The 21,463-nt window shown below is 45.7% G+C and carries 20 protein-coding genes, 6 tRNA genes and 1 pseudogene; 4 read left to right on the top strand and 23 right to left on the bottom strand.

Annotated features, from left to right (window positions below; translation table 11 throughout):
* Positions 1 to 82: 82 nt before the first annotated feature.
* From A7975_RS17025 to A7975_RS17085, 13 genes are all read right to left on the bottom strand, one after another.
* Complete coding sequence (locus tag A7975_RS17025; RefSeq protein ID WP_053372608.1) at positions 83 to 499, bottom strand: DUF2203 domain-containing protein; 417 nt, start codon at positions 497 to 499, stop codon at positions 83 to 85.
* 535 nt (positions 500 to 1,034) lie between these two features.
* Positions 1,035 to 1,922, bottom strand: coding sequence for a DUF427 domain-containing protein (locus tag A7975_RS35670; RefSeq protein ID WP_082198236.1), 888 nt, complete (start codon positions 1,920 to 1,922; stop codon positions 1,035 to 1,037).
* A 124-nt stretch (positions 1,923 to 2,046) separates the two neighbouring features.
* On the bottom strand, positions 2,047 to 2,991 hold the full coding sequence (locus tag A7975_RS17035; RefSeq protein WP_065385855.1) for an ABC transporter substrate-binding protein: 945 nt from the start codon (positions 2,989 to 2,991) through the stop codon (positions 2,047 to 2,049).
* 153 nt (positions 2,992 to 3,144) lie between these two features.
* On the bottom strand, positions 3,145 to 4,569 hold the full coding sequence (locus A7975_RS17040; RefSeq protein ID WP_065385856.1) for a 4-hydroxyphenylacetate 3-hydroxylase family protein: 1,425 nt from the start codon (positions 4,567 to 4,569) through the stop codon (positions 3,145 to 3,147).
* 12 nt (positions 4,570 to 4,581) lie between these two features.
* The gene (locus A7975_RS17045; RefSeq protein WP_065385857.1) at positions 4,582 to 5,877 is read right to left on the bottom strand and encodes a 4-hydroxyphenylacetate 3-hydroxylase C-terminal domain-containing protein; all 1,296 of its coding nucleotides are present in this window, start codon (positions 5,875 to 5,877) and stop codon (positions 4,582 to 4,584) included.
* A gap of 22 nt (positions 5,878 to 5,899) precedes the next feature.
* Positions 5,900 to 6,238 (bottom strand): 4Fe-4S binding protein, encoded by a 339-nt coding sequence (locus A7975_RS17050; protein WP_053372612.1) that lies wholly within the window; start codon positions 6,236 to 6,238, stop codon positions 5,900 to 5,902.
* Positions 6,235 to 7,845: an FAD-dependent oxidoreductase gene (locus A7975_RS17055; RefSeq protein ID WP_065385858.1), complete on the bottom strand. Its 1,611-nt coding sequence runs from the start codon at positions 7,843 to 7,845 to the stop codon at positions 6,235 to 6,237. The genes A7975_RS17050 and A7975_RS17055 overlap by 4 nt, the downstream gene beginning before the upstream one ends.
* 31 nt (positions 7,846 to 7,876) lie before the next feature.
* On the bottom strand, positions 7,877 to 9,436 hold the full coding sequence (locus tag A7975_RS17060; protein WP_255314304.1) for an HAL/PAL/TAL family ammonia-lyase: 1,560 nt from the start codon (positions 9,434 to 9,436) through the stop codon (positions 7,877 to 7,879).
* 320 nt (positions 9,437 to 9,756) lie between these two features.
* Entirely contained in the window at positions 9,757 to 10,404 is a 648-nt protein-coding gene (locus A7975_RS17065) for an ABC transporter permease (RefSeq protein ID WP_053372614.1), read from the bottom strand.
* A 51-nt stretch (positions 10,405 to 10,455) separates the two neighbouring features.
* Positions 10,456 to 11,211, bottom strand: coding sequence for an ABC transporter ATP-binding protein (locus tag A7975_RS17070; RefSeq protein ID WP_053372615.1), 756 nt, complete (start codon positions 11,209 to 11,211; stop codon positions 10,456 to 10,458).
* A 624-nt stretch (positions 11,212 to 11,835) separates the two neighbouring features.
* Complete coding sequence (locus A7975_RS17075; protein WP_065385859.1) at positions 11,836 to 12,420, bottom strand: GNAT family N-acetyltransferase; 585 nt, start codon at positions 12,418 to 12,420, stop codon at positions 11,836 to 11,838.
* Between the two features lie 37 nt (positions 12,421 to 12,457).
* A complete protein-coding gene (locus A7975_RS17080) occupies positions 12,458 to 12,919 on the bottom strand; it encodes a GNAT family N-acetyltransferase (RefSeq protein WP_053377459.1) in 462 nt (153 codons plus the stop codon).
* A 251-nt stretch (positions 12,920 to 13,170) separates the two neighbouring features.
* A complete protein-coding gene (locus A7975_RS17085; RefSeq protein WP_053372617.1) occupies positions 13,171 to 13,512 on the bottom strand; it encodes a winged helix-turn-helix transcriptional regulator in 342 nt (113 codons plus the stop codon).
* A 104-nt stretch (positions 13,513 to 13,616) separates the two neighbouring features.
* Between A7975_RS17085 and A7975_RS17090 the strand changes: the two are divergent.
* Positions 13,617 to 13,964, top strand: a pseudogene (locus A7975_RS17090) (arginase family protein); the annotation flags it as partial.
* A gap of 92 nt (positions 13,965 to 14,056) precedes the next feature.
* Here A7975_RS17090 and A7975_RS17095 read toward each other — a convergent pair.
* Positions 14,057 to 14,911 (bottom strand): AraC family transcriptional regulator, encoded by an 855-nt coding sequence (locus A7975_RS17095; RefSeq protein WP_065385860.1) that lies wholly within the window; start codon positions 14,909 to 14,911, stop codon positions 14,057 to 14,059.
* Between the two features lie 110 nt (positions 14,912 to 15,021).
* On the opposite strand from A7975_RS17095, the gene A7975_RS17100 reads away from it, so the two are divergent.
* Complete coding sequence (locus A7975_RS17100) at positions 15,022 to 16,188, top strand: epoxide hydrolase family protein (RefSeq protein WP_065385861.1); 1,167 nt, start codon at positions 15,022 to 15,024, stop codon at positions 16,186 to 16,188.
* Between the two features lie 130 nt (positions 16,189 to 16,318).
* Here the strand turns inward: A7975_RS17100 and A7975_RS17105 are convergent, their stop codons facing one another.
* Together A7975_RS17105 and A7975_RS33140 are read right to left on the bottom strand one after the other, a co-directional pair.
* Positions 16,319 to 17,248 carry a M13-type metalloendopeptidase gene (locus A7975_RS17105; protein ID WP_176707743.1) on the bottom strand — a complete coding sequence of 310 codons (930 nt, stop codon included), beginning with the start codon at positions 17,246 to 17,248 and terminating at the stop codon, positions 16,319 to 16,321.
* A complete protein-coding gene (locus tag A7975_RS33140) occupies positions 17,178 to 17,558 on the bottom strand; it encodes a hypothetical protein (protein WP_176707744.1) in 381 nt (126 codons plus the stop codon). The genes A7975_RS17105 and A7975_RS33140 overlap by 71 nt, the downstream gene beginning before the upstream one ends.
* 84 nt (positions 17,559 to 17,642) lie before the next feature.
* Between A7975_RS33140 and A7975_RS17115 the strand changes: the two genes are divergently transcribed.
* Entirely contained in the window at positions 17,643 to 18,401 is a 759-nt protein-coding gene (locus tag A7975_RS17115) for a MerR family transcriptional regulator (protein ID WP_065385864.1), read from the top strand.
* A gap of 177 nt (positions 18,402 to 18,578) precedes the next feature.
* Positions 18,579 to 19,838 (top strand): TraB/GumN family protein, encoded by a 1,260-nt coding sequence (locus A7975_RS17120; RefSeq protein WP_065385865.1) that lies wholly within the window; start codon positions 18,579 to 18,581, stop codon positions 19,836 to 19,838.
* 227 nt (positions 19,839 to 20,065) lie between these two features.
* Here A7975_RS17120 and A7975_RS17125 read toward each other — a convergent pair whose 3' ends face one another.
* From A7975_RS17125 to A7975_RS17155, 7 genes are all read right to left on the bottom strand, one after another.
* Positions 20,066 to 20,449, bottom strand: a complete 384-nt coding sequence (locus A7975_RS17125; RefSeq protein WP_065385866.1) for a RidA family protein — start codon at positions 20,447 to 20,449, stop codon at positions 20,066 to 20,068.
* A 360-nt stretch (positions 20,450 to 20,809) separates the two neighbouring features.
* A tRNA-Leu gene (locus A7975_RS17130) sits at positions 20,810 to 20,891 on the bottom strand.
* 13 nt (positions 20,892 to 20,904) lie between these two features.
* Positions 20,905 to 20,981 (bottom strand) — tRNA-Arg (locus A7975_RS17135).
* A gap of 17 nt (positions 20,982 to 20,998) precedes the next feature.
* Positions 20,999 to 21,072 (bottom strand) — tRNA-Cys (locus tag A7975_RS17140).
* A gap of 7 nt (positions 21,073 to 21,079) precedes the next feature.
* Positions 21,080 to 21,154: transfer RNA gene (locus A7975_RS17145), tRNA-Gly, on the bottom strand.
* A 7-nt stretch (positions 21,155 to 21,161) separates the two neighbouring features.
* Positions 21,162 to 21,236 (bottom strand) — tRNA-Gln (locus A7975_RS17150).
* A 30-nt stretch (positions 21,237 to 21,266) separates the two neighbouring features.
* Positions 21,267 to 21,342, bottom strand: a tRNA-His gene (locus A7975_RS17155).
* Between the last annotated feature and the right edge of the window lie 121 nt (positions 21,343 to 21,463).

Below are 21,463 nucleotides of genomic sequence, written 5' to 3' on the forward strand. Positions count from 1 at the left end.
GCACATTTAGCAATGCCGCCTATCAACAAAAAATGACCAGGTTAAGGCACCTTGCCTTCACCGATCATTTTCATCCTCGTTATCATCCTTGTTTCGGGTAAGGCTTTCTTCCAACAAAGCCATCATGCCAGCCATGATAATGGCTAATATGCTCTTCCCCTTCCTTCCAGCAAATGAGAATATTCTCGCCATCCAGCACTGCTGGAAAATCGATCAATCCTGGGTTGATCATTTTCAAAAGCACGCCTTTTCGCGAAAAGTTGTCAATCAGCAGGTCGGCTTCCATTTTCATGAATTCCAGCTGGCTTTCCTGTTCGAAAAAAGGATCCTTGCTTCCTTGTACAGCTGCAAAGGCTTGCTCATATACAGCCTTTTCCTTCTGATAATCTACGTATAGGTTCTCGAACTGTGCTGTTAATTGCTGAAGCAGCTTTAAATCCTCCTTCAATTGCGGCAGCAGCTCGTTAGCTTCATCTAGCGTAAAGGTTATATTCTCCATCCTATGATCACTCCTTATCTGATTGCACTTTTTTATCGATAAGCTTCTATAGGTTATGGTAACCTCTTTTTGCCCAAAAGCATAGCAATCCTCTCATTCGACGCACATAAAAGGAAAGCTGAACTCTTTACCAAACACAAATAAGGCAATTACCCGTGCTTATTAGTGAAAAACATTTGATAAGGAGCTACCCAAAATGGATTTAAAGAAAATAAATTCTTTAACGAAATACCCGAGTATTCTTACCTGCCACAAGCTAGGTGAAAGAGACAGATTAACGGAGGAGCTGTCGGATGAAAGAGGCTTTCTTCATGAAATGATGCTCTATATGTATATGAAAATACCTTTACATTTTTGAAGCGCTTCGAGCAGACAAAAGTAGGAATAGATGCCTCCGGAAAGTCGGAGGGTATTATTGTTCGATCAGCGGATCGGAAACAAATTCGATAAATTCGTTTTGAAGACTATGAGAGAACGTTGAGGAAATAAAAAAATAAGGGTAGCAAGAGAGTGGCTGGCGGTTAAAGCATTTGCATCAGTTCTCTCGCTCGCCATCCACGACGAGTTGAACGCGGTCGTTGTAGAAGGCAATGCGACCCGCTATCTCAGATAATTCCGGACGCGGATCTGAATATGACCATGCAATGTTGACATCATCTTCGCTCAGGCGCCAATATCCATCAGAGTAACCCTTATAGGGGCATTCGCTCCAATAGTCGGTTTTAACCAGGGTGCTGAAATCTACGTCTGCAACCGGAAAGTAATATCTGACCGGCAAGCCAGTCTCGTACACAAGTACAGGGTCATGCGTCTCTGCAATCACTCGGCCATTCGCCCACACGACCACATGTCGGCTGCTCGGCAAGGCATCAACCCGGTTGTATGGATCACGAGGATGGGTCATCACAGGCTGATCTTCCTCAAACCAGCCATCGAGCACACCGTTAAACCAATTGACTCCAAGGTAGCCCTTAAGTCCCTCGACGTTCCATGACCATGCCGCGAACGGAATGTGACGTTCACCGAGCTTTAGATCGAACCAACTCACGTCCGTTGTTTGCGGCCTGTAAAATTCTCGAGGCTCCGGTCTTTCCTGTGACGGTATTAGCAAATCTGTACGAACGTGCTCGATAGGAAAGCCATACTCGGGAACCTTGTGCCTCGGCTCCCATACCAGAATCTGCGAACGGCTGTCGACCACCGCAATATCGCCAACTACAGCTCGAATCCAACGTGCGCTCGATTCGAAGGTGAAGCGATCAGGATACGGAACAAAGCGACGTGTCAGAGTTAAGCTCTCCGTGGGCAGTATAGCATCGATCGGGCGTTTCTCAAAGCGCGGAATGTCACGCCGTTCCGCATCTGATATGATGAATGGCACGCGATTAATCGAGATGGACGTACTTGGATCATGGTGAGTCATATTCAACCAACCCCTTATAGGATAAATAATAGAGTCCGAAGCAGCTTTACTCCCCTGCAAACATGCAGCAAACACTGCACACTGGTTACATAAAGCTTGCTTCTTCCCCCAAGAATATCATGCTTTATTTGGTTAACAAGCCATTCTCCGTAAGCCATTCTTTGGCGACATCAAGCGCAGGCCTCTGCTTAAGCTCCACTTCCCCATTCAACCTCTGCATCTCGGTATCCGTAATTTTGCCGGACAGCTTGTTAAGCACCTCATTCAGCTCGGGATGCTTCTCCAGCACTTCGTCGCGGACGAGCGGCACAGCATAGTAAGGCAGGAAGACATGCTTGTCATCTTCAAGCACCACGATAGGCTTCACTGTAATGTTGCTATGTGTCGTGTAAAGAATAAACGAATCGATCAGCCCTTGCTCGATCGCTTTGAAGGCCAAGCCCGTATCTTGAATGTTTTTGATTTCCTTGAATTTAGGATTGTATACTTTCAATATCGGCGGCCAGGCGTCTGGGCGATTCAAAAATTCTTCGCTTGCGCCAAAGATCAGTTCACTGGATTTCTCCGCAAGCTGCGAGGTGGTCTTAATTCCGTATTTCTCCGCGATATCTTTGTGCAGTGCAAAAGCATACGTATTGTTGAAGCCGATCGGGTCAAGAATCGTAAGGTGATTATTGGCTTTTAGCTCCGTCTTCACCTTGTCATATGCCTTCTGCGGGTCAAATTCCGGCTCTGCCTTCAATATATTAATAAGGGCCGTACCGGTGTATTCTACATAAAAATCAACTTTCTTTTCCTTAACGGCACCCCAGAGCAGCGCGTTGTCCAGTGTTTCAATATTTGTCTTCAAATCGGTATCCTGCTCAATCAGCAGCTTGTAGGCATTTGCCAAAATATCTGATTCCGCAAAGCCCTTAGTAGCAATCTTAATGGTATCGGAAGCGCCGCCGCCTGAACTGGAGCAGCCTGCAAGGAGCAGAATCAAAAGCCCTATGACGATTACAGCTTTTCTGTATCTCCCTCTACCCCTCTTTTGATTGCTTCTGCTGTGATCGAATGTTTCTTTCATCTGAAATTCCCCTCTCGACTAAATTAATTTGTTGGTTGATGACGCATGCTGACAAATTTTATAAAAAAAGCCTTGTTCTCCCCTTGTGGGAAAACAAGACCTCCAACCGTTTGGTCGATCAATGTTATATTTGATTGCATGACATTCCTGATATTAACCGAATTTCGCCCTTGCTTTGGCAATAAGCTCACGCTTATCATAGTCCAGGAATTGAACCGCAAAGGTTCTAGCCGGGTCTCCGGCATAGAATCGCTCATAGAGTTCATGTCTTGCCCCAAGTTGGCTGCCCACCAATTCCCAGGATAGCTTAAGCAGTTTCCCACGCTCCTCGGCGCTGCGGTCGGAACCCCGGTAATATTTCTGCAATTTCGGCCCTAGCGGCCCCCGCAAATCGTCCAGTCTCGAAGGAACCTGCAGCATACCCGATCCCGATAACTGCTGCAAAATTTCAATTGCTCGAGGGTAGTATTTGTTCCCCAAATTTTTAGCTGTGGCAAGCTCCTGCTTGCTTGGCAGCCACACGCCTAGAGGATGAAGCGTACTCTTATGCTCGGATGAATACCATAACGCTTTGACGGATTCCACCTGGAAAGCCAGCTCCGCAAGCTTCTCCTGCACATGAGCGAATTTGGTAATGTTAATCGATTCGGCAAGCTCTACGGCAACAGCGGTGACGAATTCCAGCTTGCTTACGAGTCTCACGACAATTTCATGCAGCCCGAATCCATTGGATACATGATCCGTACGCAGCTTCCACAGCGTATCCGGATCTTCTTTCACCAACACCCGCTCCCAGGGAATCAGTGCATCATCGAACACAATGACGGTATCCATCTCATCATAACGCGAACTTAGCGGATGATCCTCTTCCTGTTGGGAAGCAAATGATTCACGGCTAATCTGGTATACGCCCGGATTATTGGCTGGAATCACGAATAAACTCGCATATTCCTTCTCAGCTGCTGTTTTTTTGGCGAGAGGAGAAATTATAATTTCATCCAGGTAGGCCCCACCAGTAGCAATCATCTTAGCCCCGCGAACGATAATTCCGTCTTCCGTTTCCCTCACAATTCGGACAGCGGTATATAAATCACCCAGATCATGGGCGAGCTTGCTGCGATCGACCTGCGGATCATGACCAGCCGAAGTGATGAGCAGGTCGTTATCTCGTACATATTTAAAATAGTTTTCGATTCTCTCAGCAAAATGCGGCTGCTCCTGATTGATGAAATTCCGATTAATATAAAGACCTGTAATTTGGGACCGATAGGAACCTGCAACCCTGCTCATTACACCGAACGTTGCATCCGACCAGATTTTAAAAGAATGGCCTCGGCGGATATTGTCTTCTTTTTCGGTAGGAATTAAATAGGCTAAATTCGCCTTAACCCCTGTTTCCGTCTCAAAAGTAAGCTGCGGGCCGATGTCCGGATCATCTTGCAAATCCAAAATGGAAGCGATAGATGCAACTGTGCCCCGGAAGTCGGGATGCGAGGGGAGATCCTTTACCCATTCTCCATTCAGCCATACTTGTCTTCCGTCATTTAAACGCTCTATATATCGTTTGCCAGATGACAATTCGCTCACTCCCTATTCATAAATATATTGGCTTGCTGGAGTACCAGCCTTGTTCCAAAACTTTGTGTACAGCTCTTTGTAGAAATCAAACGCATATTGTTGATAGAACAGAGCCGATTGTACGATCGGATCGCCAAACGTATAGAGCTCATGCTGCTTTCTTCGATATGCCTGCTCACCGCCTATAAGTGTCCACACCCCGTGCAGCAGCGTTGCCTGATCCCCATCATCGCGCTGACCGGAAAAAGACAAGTGCGGGGAATCCAAAATTGCGGTTTGGCTTACTCGATCGAGCACATCCAGCGCATGATGAATATATGCTCCTCCGGCTTTCCTTGCCGCCTGCAGCGGAGTAGCGGAAGGGAGGAACAGACCCGCTTCGTTAGCGCTGGCTCCTTCTTCAGCTGTGAAAATGAAAGCTTTCAGCACTTCAAGATGCTGAACAATTTCGCCTAATGCCGTCTGAATATGAAGTTCCTTGTTCAAGCCATTCTCTTCCGCAAGCGCGAATGCAGTTCCGGCTATTAGCTCCAGCACGTCTAGCTGTCTTGCAATCCATTGATAATCGGCAAGAGATACAGCTGCAGGCTGCTGAGTCAACTGCTTGACACTCGCTGCATCGTCATTCACCAATATGCGTTCCCAAGGTATGTCGATGCTGTTATAGATGACGGTAATGCCCGCCTGCAAATCGGCGTGTACCTGAACCTCCAATTGCTCGCTGCTTACTGGAATAAGAGCGATTCCTGACGAGACTCTCTCCCCTGCCTGGTTGAGAAACACCAGCAATTCGTCCGCAAATAAGGCGTCTGCTCCAAAGGTTTGCTTGCCTTGTAACCGAATGCCGCTCTCCGTCAGACTTAGGATCGGATGAATCGTCTCTGAACCAGTTGCAAGTGGCTTTATCTTATGAAAGGAGGTCGTAAGCCTGCTGCGCTCTCGCAGAGCGGTCTCGAACAAATTCGCTAACCGCTGGGCATCAAGATGCTCCTTGATCTGATCGAGCTCCCTGTTGCCGTACCAGCCGGACCATAAAGAATGAGCATAATCGCTCAAACCGCTTGCAAATACGGAGCTGCCGCGAGCAATTTGATACCACCCGGATCGTTTAGAACGCAATTGATCCAATGATTTGGGGAGGATATAAGCTTGCTTCCAGCTCTCGCCTTCCTGTGCCTCCAATTCCAGGGATATGCTGTTCCACTCCTGTTGCAACGCTTGCTGCACCTGTGACGGCAAATGTTGTCCTCCGTTGTAAAGGGCTGCTTTTGATCCGATTGTGAATGTCAGATCATGTGATGTGCTCATTTTCACTTTCCTCCTCTTTGATCTAATGGGAAGAGCGCGCTGCACGGAAGACGATATAGGATTCATCATCCGATGCAGTGGATTTTCTGCCCTTTCCCCATCCAACCGATTCGCGGTAGCTGCCAAGAAGTCCGTCTTCAATAACGGTCGACTCTTCAATCTTCTCTATACGATCAGCGTTAGGCGACACGTAAAGCGCATCTACAGGACAATACAGCTCGCACATAAAGCAGGTTTGGCAAGCCGATTGCCTGGCAATGACCGGAATATCATTAGGTACTGCCTGAAATACGTTGGTCGGACAGATCCTTACACATTGATTGCAGCTAATACAGCGGTCGGCACTCAATATCTCGATCATGGGCGGATTGCCTCCCTTATGTTCCCAGAGTATGGGCCTGTATGCGGCTTAACCCAAACTTTATCCAGACCACCGCTAATCAAGCGGTAGTGTTGGGCAGCATCCTTGCCCGGAAAATCCGTTCGTACATGCATGCCCCGCGTTTCCCTTCTCTCGAGGCCGCTTTCGTACATCCATCTAGCAGTAGCCGTCATAGCGGCGGCTTCTCTCACACTTATCGTACTGCCTTCACCTGTGCTTACCCCCTGTTTGATTTCGTGCCATAACCGGTTCAGGCGTCCCAGCGAGTCCGTAAGGCCCTGCTCGCTCCGGAACCAATTACGATCATACGGAAACACTTCATCTTGAACAAGGCGGATCAGTTCTTCGGTATTCATAGCGCTTTTGTTTGAGTTAGGGTGTGTCGGCACCCCTGTTTGCTCGGACAAGCCGCGGGCATCTCTATCCAATCGATGTGCTCCCTGCTTCAAGGCAAATCTGGCCGCACCTTCGCCAGACCAGTAACCTGATGACATCGCCCATGCCGCATTGTGGCTGCCACCGCCTGTAAATCCGCCACAAATCAGCTCGCGGGTCGCTGCATCACCTGCCGCATATAGACCTGGAACCTTGGTCGCGCAGGTTTCGTCTACAATGTTAATGCCTCCAGTGCCCCTGACCGTTCCTTCATACCTGAGTGTAATCGGGAATTTCTCCGTAAAGGGATCGATTTTTAGCCGGTCGAAGGAGAGAAAGAAATTGGGCTGCGCTTTTCTCATTGCCAGCTTCAAGGCTTCGTCCGCTTTGTCCAGACGTGCATACACTGGCTCTTTAAGCAGAGTCTTGGCAATCACCGAGCGGCCTCTTCGCGATCCCGCGCCTTCGACAACTCTGCCGTCCTCATAATAGAAGGTCGCCCAATTGTAAAATACGGTCTTCGTCACCGATGAGAAATGCGGAACGATCGCATAGGCTGTCGAAAATTCCATACCTGAAAATTCCGCTCCAGCTTCTCCCGCCATCAGATAACCGTCACCAGTCAGAACATTGGTACCCAGCGCCTTGCTTAGAAATGCGCATCCGCCTGTAGCGATAACGACCGCTGCGGCATCAATACGCCATGTTTGCCCAGTCTGTTCCTGAATACCTGTTGCGCCAGCTACACCATGGCCATCGGCAAGCAATTCCAGTGCCGGGCTATGATCCAATATGCGTACGCCCGCTTTCTGTACGCGCTTGCGCATCAGCCGCATATATTCCGGTCCCTGCACACTGCTATAATTAAGCTCACCCCCTTGATCGATCGGGAAGGGATAACCCCAGTCCCGGATTTGATGTACATTATGATAGGTACGATCGAGTACGCGCAGCATCCATTTTCGGTCCGCCAGATGTCCGCCAAGCTCTGCACGGCTCATCATGGCCTCTTCACGCTCTTGTTCATTCGGCTTTATGTACCAAATCCCCGTCCCTGCCGGCGCTGTCGCCCCACTTGTTCCGCAATAGCCCTTGTCGACAAGGATGACACTAGCACCTTGTTCCGCTGCAGCAATGGATGCCCATGCACCAGCAGGTCCGCCGCCGATGATGAGTACATCGGCTTTCAGCTTCAATTCTTCATTACTCATTCCTATCAGTCCGCCTTCCTTAAGTTCATGCTTACTGATCCAATGCCTCTCTTACCCGTGAGAGTAATTCTCCGCTTTTCAACACCCCGTATGCCTGTGCGATATCTACCGATAAATTTCGGTCCTCAGCTAGAAAAGGGACAACCGAGCGAATCGCTTGATACGCAGCTTCGGTGCCTTTGCCCAGACGAATACCACCGCGCAAATCAATGGCCTGTGCTGCATGAAGCGCCTCGATACCGAGTACAATGTGAAGCCGGTCGATGATTTCGCGGGTTTTGGCTACAACAAACGGCGAATTGGCGGCATGATCCTCAATGTCCCCGGCGAGAGAGAAATAATCAGAAGAAGCAGGATTTATAAGATGGCGAATTTCCGTGTCTAGTGAAGTAATCGTCTTCTGCACAGTGCAATAACCGATCGAACGGCTTTCGTCTGCAGTCAGAAAACGGCTTAATCCCGTAAAAGCAGGCGTACCTAACTTGATCGTCCGATAACAGGCGCTCTTGGATATATGATGAAGCGCACTGCCAAGCATTTCAAAGCCGAGCGTCCAGGATACCGGCTCATAATTGGCGCAAGAGATAATTCTACGTTCTTCTATGATCACGCACGGATTATCGTCCGAGCTATTAAGCTGGATTTCCAGTTGATCCCTCGTGTAACGGAATGCATCGTAGGCTGCCCCATGAATTTGGCAGGCATCGCGAAAGCTTAACGGGTCCTGCAGCGATTCCGGATTATAGCTGTCCCATAGATCGCTCCCCGTAAGCAAGCTTTTGATATGGGACAGGCTTTGCAACTGACCGGGAAACGGGCGTACGCGATGGACCGCTTCATCCAATGGGCTGACATTGCCGCGAATGGCTTCCAGAGATAACGCGAATACAATATCAGCAAGCTTCAACAGTTCTCCGCATTCATGCAGCGCCAGCGCTCCTGTTCCCGCAGATAATGCATTGGTACAAATCAGTGATAGCCCATCTTTTGGCCCGAGTACAAGCGGCTCAAGCCCAGCCTCACTCAAAGCAGCGACCGCCGTGAGCCGTTCTCCTCCCCGATCGACCTCCCCCTCGCCGATAAAGGCAAGGCCAATATGCGTAACCGTTGTAATATCTGCTGCTCCTACAGAGCCTCTGAGCGGCAGTAATGGATGAATGCCAAGATTCAAAAATTCGGCATAACGCACAGGTATCGTGGATTGCGAGCCTGTGCAGCCAAGCAGCAGTGTATTCAGTCTGGCAACCATAACGGCCCGTACTTCTGCTTCAGTGGCATAAGGTGCTACCCCGGAACTATGCGACAAAATCAGGTTGCGGTTAAATTGCTCAAAGACTGCCGGCGCAACCACCTTATCCTTGTTCCATCCGACTCCCCGGTTAAAGCCATATACCGGTACGTCCTCCTCAACCAGCTCTAATACCAGCTTTCGCGCCGCTTCTACACGGCTCATGGCCTCTTCCGAGATTTTCACAGACCTGCCGTGATGAGCGACATCATATACATCTTGAATCGTCATTCGCTTCCCGTTCAGAACCAGCGCATCGTCTGCGACGCTATGATGGTTGCGTATCGTTTGGTTGACTGTCACCAACTGTCATCACTCCTTTGGATTCTTTGATTACTGGGCATCCTGCATTTTCAAGATCTATTTAATTAGCCCTTGAGCTTTTGTCTTCAAATCGGTATCATTCTCAATCAGCAATTTAATCATATTGGCCAAAACATTCTACTCTGCAAAACCTTTTGTAGCAATATTGATTGTGTCAGACTTACTAGAGCCTGCCTCCAGCAAATTGCCGCACCCTGCAGTAGCAGCGAGCAATATTATGACGAGTCCTACCACCCATGATGACTTCAATCAACAACGCGTCTGTCTAAATCCATATATAATGAATACTCCTCTTACGCTCATGTTTTTTGATGTCTTAAACCTTTCGGTGTTAATACACGATTCAAACCAAGTAATAATAAATTAACAATAATAACTAATATCGATACCGGTATAGCCCCTAGCAAAATGATTGACGTGTTAATCATCGATATGCCCCGCGTAATAATGTCTCCGAGTCCGCCAGCTGCAATATAAGTGGCAATGGTGGCCATGCTGATAGTTTGAACAGTAACAACTCTTACGCCAGCCATAATCATGCTCCTGGCAATAGGCAACTGCACCAACCGCAATATTTGCAACCGCGTCATGCCCATTCCCGTCCCTGCTTCAATCAAAGCAGGATTAACACCACTTATGCCAACGTAAGTATTTTGCAAGACTGGGAAAAGCGCATATAGTGTAAGAGCAAAGATTGCGGGTTTAACTCCAATGCCGAGCAGTGGGATCATGAATCCAAATAACGCTAAACTTGGGATCGTCTGAATAACAGACACCACTGTAATCATAATATTGGCTAGCCGTTTATGTGTAGAAACATAAATGCCTGCGGGTACCGCTATCGCACAAGCTATGAGGACTGAAATGAACGACAATTGAAAATGCTCGCTTGTTTTTTGTAAAACCTCTTGCCAATTTGTTCGGAGGATCTCCCAGAATTCAATCATGCAGTTATTTCCTTTCTCAAATTGGTTGAATATACAACCCCACAACAAAGGTTAAAGGTTGTATGCAAGCGGAAACCTTTCCGCACCTAGAAAATCACGAACGAAATTGTTTATGGGTGATTGCAATAGCGCATTAGGTGAACCTTGTTGAACAATTGTACCTTCATTAAGCAAAACGACTTGATCAGCGATCTTCAATGCTTCTTCAATATCATGGGTGACGAATACAATTGTTTTTCGTACCTGTTTATTTAAATGAATGAGTTCTTTTTGCAATTGAACACGGCTAATAGGGTCGAGCGCACTGAACGGCTCATCCATCAACACAATCGAAGGATTGGCAGCCAGGGCACGAGCAACGCCGATTCGCTGCTGCTGTCCGCCACTAAGCTCATGGGGATACCGTTTAAGGAACTTAGCCGGGTCTAGGCCGATTAAATCCAGTAGTTCCGAGGCCCTTGCAATTAAATGCTGTTTTTTCTCACCTTTTAGTCTGGGCACAATGGAGATGTTCTGCTCAATTGTCATATGAGGAAACAAGCCGATCTGCTGAATGACATACCCAATGTTTCGCCTTAACTCCACGGGATCGAGACTATTGATAACTTTTCCCTCCAGCAGGATTTGCCCGGATTCCGGTTCAATCAACCGATTGATCATTTTAAGCAGTGTCGTCTTCCCGCAACCTGAGGGTCCTATTATCGTAATGATTTTTTCTTTTGGAATGACCAGATCAAAGTTTTTCAATACGTTGCTGGAGCCATAGCTCTTACTGACTCCTATAAATTCTACTGCGTTCCCACTCATTCCATCATCCTCCATAAAAATAAATTATGTAAAAATAATTAAATTAATAAAATAAAAGGTCTTATTTCTCCCTTTATCAGGAAAAATAAGACCTCCATTTGAATGATCAGTCCAATATGTGATTAAATAAATATCTAAATACACTGATTTAAATTTGTAACTTTATAATTACTATGCAAAACTTGTAATAAGCTATTGATGTAATATTATTAGCATTAATCAGTAATGTCAATGGTAATTTAAAGTATTCTTATAGGAATTATCAAATTATCGATATTCACGTTGTAGAACCAGCTATTTCGCTTAAGTTTTACTTTCATAGGCGTTTAATCATATCCCAGATTCACGAGCCTCTCTTCATCAACTACACCGAAATGAGATTTTAATGAAGACTGTAAACAACAATTTTTTTAATAATGAACCTTAATGGAGCTAATTGAATTCTGCACAAGCCATGAATGATTGCAATAACGCCTAACAGCAAAAAAAATGACCAGCTCAAGGCACTTTGCCTTCTCCGATCATTTTCAAAAGATTTATCAATGAGTCTCAATAGGATATAGTAATTTCTTTTTGCCCAAAATTACAGCTGGGATAAGCTTGACCATGTGTCCATGATCATCGTCAAAGCTCTTTCCCTCTCACCTTTGCAAATATCATCGTATCCCGCAGCGAGCCGTCAATTGCGCATTTTTCAGAACGAAGAATGCCTTCTAACGTAAAACCTAATCGCTCAGCTACTCGCGCGCTTCGTTGATTTCGTGAGTCGCAGCGTATTTCAACGCGATTGGCGTTTAGATCGTGGACAGCGAAATTCGTTATCGCTTCAGCTGCTTCCGTAATATAACCGTTGCCGCTAAATGCTGAACGGCCCCAATAGCCGATCTCGAACTTCCGTGATTCCCAATCGATTCGATGAAGACCGCTGCTGCCGATGAGCTGACCTGTCTCCTTCAAGAAGAGCAATAGCATCAAATCAGTGCGCTCCAGATACCTTAAGCGTGCACGCCTAATGACGATTTCCGATTCCTCAACTGTGGGAATGCTTTGAGCCCATGGCATCCATGGCTTAAGCTCGTTACTGCTTTCAATGACCGCCTCATTTAGCTGAATTCCGTCTCCCCATTTCGGTGCACGAATGAGCAGTCGATCGCTTTCAATACTTTCGGGAATGGATAGCAATAATGGATTGGAATTCAATTCGCTCATAAAGGCATGCCTCCTAAATCTAGTTTACTGGTATCATCTATAAGTTTTTATAATAATACACCGTGTCATGAAGCTCCCCATCTGCAGATTTTGCATAACGGGGAATTCGCCCTGCCTCTATATAATCCATAGCTCGGTATAATCGATTTGAGGGATCGCCAGCCCGGGTATCCAAGACGAGCAAACTGCGATTTTGCTCTCTTGCCCTTTCTTCAGCCGCAGCCATCAGGATGTGTCCCAACCCTTTACGGCGGGCATTCGGATGAACCATGAGCTTCGCAATTTCAGCACGGTGGCTGCCATTAGGGCGCGAGCAGAGATGCAATTGAACAGAACCAACCATTTCTCCATTCCGCTCTGCGATCCATAATATAACATCTTCATGGATGACATGTGACCAATACGAAATCGCTTCTGACATACTTAATGGAGGTAAAAAACCGATGGAGGCTCCTTCTTCGACTACCTCAACGAGCAAATCTGCTAAATGGACCCTCATATTGTCCGATATTTCCGTCAGCTCACGAACGATAAATTCTGATGACACCCTTCATTCCTTCTTTCTTATGCAAAAAGATCTACAACCTTAAAAATATCTATTTCTCCTTTCATCCAAATGAATATCTAGCGCCTGAATAGCGCGAATCAAAAACTTAATTAATAAGTATAAGCAATAGATGTAGCTTACATAAAATCCCTTTGGATAGCAACCTAGCAAAACAGCTTCATAACGGAGTCAAAAAAATGGATTTAATTATTCTGGTTCTTTACTCCCCACTCACATAACCCTTCCAAAACGGGCAATAAGGTTTCCGCTTTCTCTGTGAGCCTGTATTCGACTTTAGGGGGAACTTGAGGGTATTCTGTCCGTTTTACCATTCCATCTGCTTCCAATTCTTTAAGTTGTGAGCTCAACATTTTATAAGTGATAACTCCGATCTGTCTTTTCAGATCATTAAAGCGAACCGGTCCGTTTTCAGATAGGAGGTAAATAACAATCATTTTCCACTTCCCTCCAATAACCGATAATGTATAACCAAAAGGCGTATCTTGAATATTTTTAACCTTACCTTTAAATTCAGCCATACTCATGTTTACACTATCCTTTCTGAAAGTACCCGCCTATAATGTGCGTACTTTTTTTTTGTATGTTTACATTTTATACTGGCGTTACTCTAAATAAAGGAGAGAAAAAAGTGACTAAACAAACAATACGCTTGCTGATGCCGCAATGGCAAGGGGGAAACAACCCTAACTACTCTTTTGGAGCCGAACTGCTTGCTTGGCTAGCCCCTGACAATGATCAGCCCCTTATTCATGTCCCCGTTCAAGCTTATGACGGAATTCCGCTAGAAAACGAGAACGGTACGTATGGTCGAAAACAGCTGCTTGAGCAATTAGAGGCTGCTCATCATATCATTTATGCTCATAAGCCGGATCGCATTGTCATGTTTGGTGGCGACTGCTTAGTCGAACAAGCTCCATTTGCCTATTTAAACGAACGATACAGCGGGGAATTAGGGTTGGTTTGGATCGATGCACACAAAATAGTGAACCCGCGCCTCGCGCGCGGGTCAATGGAGACGGTAAAGGAAATATGGATAACGGTGGCGGTATGGATATGGGCACCCTTTTGTTATTGAGCACCGGCGAACTTACGAGAGGTAGTCCGATACGTCGTCGGTGACATCCCTTTTCTAGCCGTAAACTGTTTGATAAAGTAGGTATCATACTCAAATCCAGTAGCGCGCGCGATTTCATTAAGGCTCATATCTGTATGTACCAAAAGGTCACTCGCAACCTTTAAGCGATGTGAAAGCAAATAACCAATCGCTGTATTCCCGCACCTTTCCTGAAACCTCTTATTTAGAGTCACGCGGTTCAAATGAGCACACTTCGTCAGATCCTCCAATGAAATCTTTGTCGGATAATTCGTGTGGATATAGTCTAACGCTACATCGACAGGTGAGTGTTCGCTATTTCGATTCAATTCCTCCAACAACCCCAAAATTTGAATGAGGTACTTTTTTATTCGGCACACCCAGAGTGCATCACTTTGCGCCTGCACTTCCATGCCAAGTACGAAAAACCATTCAAATAATAGCGGGTATGCCTTTTCCGTTACACGAGGCACTCCTGCATACAGATTATGACTTTGAAAAAGAGAAAGTCCTGTTTGTATTCTAGGCGCTGCAGGTAAATAATCCATCGTTTCGGAAAGCGTAATGGTGTTAAGAAATTCAGGATGAAAACGAAAGGATTGCGCAGATACATTAATCTTTTCAACCACTTGCAAATGAGCGTCTTCTGCCAAGCAAAGGACACCAGGAGCACTAATAGATATTGGACGTTGGTTCAGTACCCCCTTTATACTTCCAGACGTTATAAAAATCAGCGTAAACCGTTCTGGATACGGAAGAATGCCAAAATCCTCCACGGCTACAAATTCTATGTTCACGGTACGTTCTTTGTATCTGTCTACTTGTGGCATAGTGATCACCTATCCAATAGTATAGTTGGTTGCTTCACTTATGCCAGTGTAACATACAAGTTCAGCAGATATAATCATGTTGAAGATGAACAAAAAGGGAGGAAATCATGATGGCTGCTGAACGGTTTCATATCCATGTCTCCGATGAAGTCCTTGACGATCTACAATACAGGCTTCATCACATCCGTTGGCCCGATCAATTAGAAAACGCAGGCTGGGAGAGAGGAACAGACTTAAGTTATTTAAAATCACTCGTTTCATATTGGAGAGATCATTACGACTGGCGCGCGCAAGAATCCAAGTTGAATCGCTTTTCCCAGTATCGTTGCCATATTGATGGGATACATGTGCACTTCGTACACGAACGCGGCAAAGGACCTGACCCTCTGCCCATTATCCTTACCCATGGATGGCCCGACAGTTACCTTCGTTATCAAAAAATGATTCCTCTTCTTACGGATCCTGCCAGTTACGGAGGAAATCCTGAGGACTCTTTTGATGTCATTGTTCCATCCTTACCTGGTTTCGGATTTTCTAGTCGCCCTAATCGGCCTGGCGTCAACAATTTTTTTGTCTCCCAGATGTGGAGTAAACTGGTGACAAAAGAATTAGGCTACAAAAAAATTGCCGCAGCAGGCGGAGATATTGGCTCCGGTGTTACAAGATATCTGGCATCCAATTATCCCGAGCTTTTATTTGGTATCCATCTAACTGATGTTGGCATTGTAAGGAGTCTCATGGCTTCACTGGATAAGCCGGAAGTTTCTGAAGAAGAGCTGATATATAAGAAAAACGCTTCCGAATGGATCTTGCAAGAAGGAGGCTATATGTCCATTCAATCGACAAAGCCTCAGACTCTTGCTTATGGACTTTCCGATTCGCCGGTAGGTTTGGCAGCTTGGATAATCGAGAAATTTCGCGCATGGAGCGATTGTCAGGGTGACCTCAACCAGAAATACAGCAAGGATGAGTTGTTGACTCATATTATGATCTATTGGGTGACTAACACCATAGGATCATCAACTCGCATGTACTATGAAAATTCGCATTCCTTGCCACCACTAGGTCGCATAGAAGTTCCGACAGGGATGGCCATATTTCCCGAGGATATATTGCTGCCTCCTAAATCCTGGGCTGTGCGCAATCTGAATGTAACTCGTTGGACCACAATGCCTTCCGGCGGGCATTTTACTGCTATGGAAGAACCGGAACTGCTGGCCAATGACATACGTGAATTCTACAGACCTATTAGAAAGAAAAATAATCATTCTGAATAGGTCATCTAAACACATTTTTGCTCTTATCAACAAAAGAGAGCCATAGCAAAAATTCTCCTATTGAATGGAGTGGACGAGACAACATTCAATGGAAGGATTTTGGTATGGCTCACTATCGGATTAACGTATTTTACCAAAACTTGATTCTGTCCTCTGGGGCAATGTACATCGCATCGCCTTCTTTGACTTTAAATGTGGAGTAGAAATCATCGGTGTTGGCAGCCACGACATTTACCCTGAATTTTACTGGCGGGTTAGGATCGATGACTAGAAGGATTTGTTCAATCTCAGGACGAGCCTTCTGTCTCCAAACGGTTGCCCATGATTGATAGAACTCTTGAAGATTTGCATCCGGCAATAGTTTTGTCGCTTCAAGAGCAACCATCAGCCCGCCAATGTCTGCAATATTTTCTGGTACTGTCCTTTGTCCATTGACTTTTTGGCCCAGATACTCAACTTTGTTGTATTGGTCAACAACGGCCTTTGCTTTGGCTTCGAATTTCTTGTAGTCTTCTTCTGTCCACCAATTGATCCTATTTCCAACCTCATCATATTTTGATCCGTTTGTATCAAAGGCGTGAGAGATTTCGTGCCCAATAATCCCGCCTATGGCTCCATAATTCTGGCTTGCGCTTTGATTTTTATCATAAAATGGCGCCCGAAGACCTGCAGCAGGAAGCGTAACCGTGTTTTTCAGCGGTTCATAGAATGCACCCGCAGAATTTGCAGACATTCTCCACTCATCCCGATCAACGGGTTGATCAATTTTAGCAAAGTTGTTTTTAGTGATTATCGTTTGTATGAATCGATTGTTCTCATATAACGACTTATTTTCATCCACCTTTAACATCGAATACATGTCATCCAGCTTGTCGGGATAGCCAATATGTACTTTCATGGCATCCAGTTTTTTAATCGCTTCTGTCTTCGTTTTCTCAGACATCCAGTCATTTTTAAGCAGCTTATTTCTGTAAATTCCAATCATGTTTTCAACCATGCCAGTAACATCTTGCTTGGCTTCTGCTCCAAGATATGTCTTGCCAGTAGTTTCCAGCAACATCTTTGAAAGCAGCATTTACGATATTATAAACCGTGTCTTCGATTGGCGGCATTTTTTGACCACCTATTGTTCTGCCCAATTGAGTTGATTTTTCTACATACTCATCGGACAGCATAGCGGCGGAGTTTAATACAAAGGTCGCGTACGTCCAGCTTTTTATTTTTTTCCAATTTTTTTCGTTCATAAACTTATCCAGATTTTCAAAATAGTCTAATTTCATGACGGAAACCTTCTCGGGTTTTTTGCCGGTAACATCTACCAACAATTTTTCAAGGTCAATATTTTTGCTATAGGCACTTAGCTTCTTCACTGTTTGATATGAGAAGAATAATAAGATTAAAAATATGCTTGCGCATAACGTTACGTCGTGCGCTATACTGATGCTGGAAAGGGGTTGAGAACGATAAGCAAGACGTATTATACCATTGGTTCACTCGCCAAACTGACCTCAACGACGGTGCGTACACTTGATTTTTATGATCACAAGGGTCTGCTCAAGCCAAGCGGCTACAATGAACAGGGTCACCGGACTTATACCGACGAGGATTTGTTCCGTCTCCAACAAATATTGGCCTTAAAATATTTAGACCTCTCCTTGGATGAAATCGGCAAGTATTTGGAGCAGGGCGGCAAGGATTATAAAACCTCTCTGGACATGCAATACGAGCTGCTGCTGCAGAAGCAGCAGCATATCCAGCGCGTTATGGCTACGATTGAACGGGTAAGAGCGATTGTTAAGGATAACGATACGATTGATCCCCAGCTCATCATGCTGATGATTAATGCCATTCAGCAGGAAGGAGAGATGAAGCAGTGGCTCTTCGATCGGCTGCCGGATGAATTCGTAGAATCTATATTTGTCAGTGGAGCAAGCTTGGAACATGAGATCATGATTGTGTTTAATGATCTGCTCGTCATGTCCAAGCAAGGGCTGCAACCGGAACATCCGCTTGTACAGGAGCGTGGACTTAGCCTGAAGCTGATACTCGATCGGTTGCTGGCGCAACCGCTAGAGGAGCTTGGGATGAGCGAAACGGGAAAAATTTTGATGGAAATGGAGTTTCCAAGTAACTTTCAGCCGGACTTTATTAACTACTTGCTTGAAGTGTTTGGTCATCTGATCATTGGTTCAAAGGGAGGAGAAGGCGAATGATCAGAATTAATGTGAACACCCCTACAATCCGCTCGAGCAGTTGAGCCAGGGCGCTGGCGTTGACCCGACTAATCGCTCAATAAGCTTAATCCGAAAGACGTCCTGAATAGTCATTTAAAATCTCTAACCATCCAGACCGCTTATTATTATCCCCACTAGAAGGAGTTGTATATACAGATGAAAAAACTTAGCGCTTCAATACTTTCCCTAGTCTTGCTTACATCGACATTCTCTTCCATTCAAGCAGCAGATAATTCCTTGTCCGTACGGCTAAATGGCGAGCAAATCCAGTTTGGCAAGTCCGCGCCGATCGTAGAAAAAGGAGTTACGCTCGTCCCGATCCGCTCTCTTCTGAATAATATGGGAATAAAAGTGAAATGGGATGAAGTAACCCGTACTATCAGCGGTACCAAAGAAGGCCTCTCCTTTTCCCTGCAAATTGGCAGCACGAAGGCAACTGCAAATGGAAAAGCAGTTCAGCTGGATGTAGCGCCTAAACAAACCGGAAATGTAACATATGTCCCGATCCGTTTTGTCGCTGAAGCTGCAGGCTATCAGGTTGCCTGGAACCCGTCGCTGCATAGGGTCACCCTTACCTCAAAGCAGCAATCCGAAGGAGGCCGCGGTTTTCTATGGAAAATAGAAAATAAGGGCAACACGGTGTATTTGCTTGGTACAATACATCTAGCCGATGGAAGCATGTATCCGCTGCGTCCGGAGATTGAGAATGCGTTCAAAGCTGCTGACTACTTGGGCGTAGAGGTCGACCTCATGAAGGGACCTTCTGAGGAATCAAAGAAACTGATAGCGGATTTGAGTGTTTATAAAGACGGAACAAAACTGCAGGATCATATCTCCGCAGAAACATATAAAAAAGTTACAGCATTCTTGAAAGCACAGGGACTTCCGGAAAATAGCTTCGATAACTTTAAGACGTGGTTCGTCGAGAAACAAATACTATATATTAAAAGCTCACAAGGCGAGCAAAAACAGGATATGGGTATTGACAGGTACCTGATGGAAAAAGCCTATAAAGCTAAAAAGCCGGTTATTTCACTGGAAAATATGGAGCTCCAGTTCCAGGCGATGGACAACTTCTCTGACTCGCTGAATGAAAGGTTACTGCTTCAAAATCTGGAGCCAGGTTCTCCGAACCCGCCTACCCCAGATGTATCGTTAGATTTTTTGGCTAAAATGTGGAGTGAGGGCGATTATGACGCCTTGGCTGAAGCGTCCAAATTTATTGGCTTTGATGCTGAATGGGTGAAAGCCCAGATGGTTGACCGCAATGTACCTATGGTCGAGAAGATTAAAGGCTATTTGAACAGTGGTAAAAAAGAAACGTATTTTATTGGAGTTGGATCGCTGCATTTGCTGGGTGACGTGGGTATGGTTACATTGCTGGAGAAGGAAGGCTTTAAGCTGGAAAAACAGTAGCACTTATATACTCATTGTTCATGACACGACAGGGCTAACCGTTAGGTTGGCCCTGTTCTTTATTTGGCTAAGAGATTTTTTGTCACTATGTAGCACGGTATATGGGACTTCCGCCTTCCTTATCGTCATGCGCTATACTGGTGCAAGAATGGGGCTGCTTTATGCCAATGGCGGTGGCGCCTATCCAAGACCCGACCGCTCTTGTTGCGCTAACCACGGTAACCGAGTTAGTCCGCGTGTGCGACGGCGCTAATTTCAATCAATTGCTCAGGGAACGCAAGATATGTCACGCCGATGAGACTGCCGGCAGGCCGGTGTTGTCCTACGTATTCCTTGAACAGCCGGATGACCGGCTCGGAATGTTTTTGAGCGTTTGTCAAATAGATCTCCACATAAGCGAGGTTCGACCTCGTGACATTAAATCCCGCCAGCACGCGATCAAGATTTTCCAGCGTTTGCCGGGTCTGTGCCTCGATATCGCCTTCGCCAACGAACGTGCCCTCTGTGTCGTGGGAAAATTGTCCTGAAATGTAGATAGTTCCGTTTACGGAGTATCCCTGGGTAATTCCGTGATCCCAAAGATCGTGATTGTAGGTTTTTACTTTAGTCATTCCTTTCTCTCCTTTACTTAAAGTAAGGTTAGTATAGAATGAAAGCATATAAAAAAACAGTACGCACTTTATTGAAAGGTACTACCAGAAAGGATAGTGTGAAATGAGTATGGCTGAATCGAATCCCCTCTTTTGTTAATAAGATCATAAAGCTGTGTAAGCTTGTTGCTGGAAAATGGTGGAGGGATGATAGAAGTTCAAGCGTGGCTAGGCCATAGTGATTACTCAACTACAGCTCATGTTTATTGTCATCTGGAGTACCGTTCAAAGGTTTCTTCAGCTAATACTATAAATGAAATTTTAGATCTAAATAAAAAAAGCCCATTAGATACTTTATCTAATGAGCGTTACTTATGAATTTGGTGCCGATGAGAGGACTCGAACCTCCACGGTTTCCCTCACGATTTTGAGTCGCGCGCGTCTGCCATTCCGCCACATCGGCAATTCAATAAAGATGGCGTGCCCTAAGAGATTCGAACTCCTGGCCTTTTGATTCGTAGTCAAACGCTCTATCCAGCTGAGCTAAGGGCACATGTTTTGAAAATAAGTTGGAGGCGCCACCTAGACTCGAACTAGGGGTAGAGCTTTTGCAGAGCTCTGCCTTACCACTTGGCTATGGCGCCAACTTAATGGAGCGGAAGACGGGAATCGAACCCGCGACCCTCGCCTTGGCAAGGCGATGCTCTACCGCTGAGCCACTTCCGCATATCAATGGCTGGGGATTCAGGGATCGAACCTGAGAATGACGGAGTCAAAGTCCGTTGCCTTACCGCTTGGCTAATCCCCAACAATAGCTATTATTTTTTTTTTGTAAAAATGGGGCGATCGAGGGGAATTGAACCCCCGAATGTCGGATCCACAAACCGATGCGTTAACCACTTCGCCACGACCGCCATAATTAAATTCAGGTGTTTTGCCTACATGAGCGATGGCTCATAGACAAAAAATAAAACCCACATTTGTGGGTCAATTGCTAATGCTAGCATTAGCAAGTTGCGCCCTGAAAACTGGATA

The organism is Bacillus sp. FJAT-26390, assembly GCF_001682865.1.
Lineage (GTDB): Bacteria > Bacillota > Bacilli > Paenibacillales > Paenibacillaceae > Pristimantibacillus.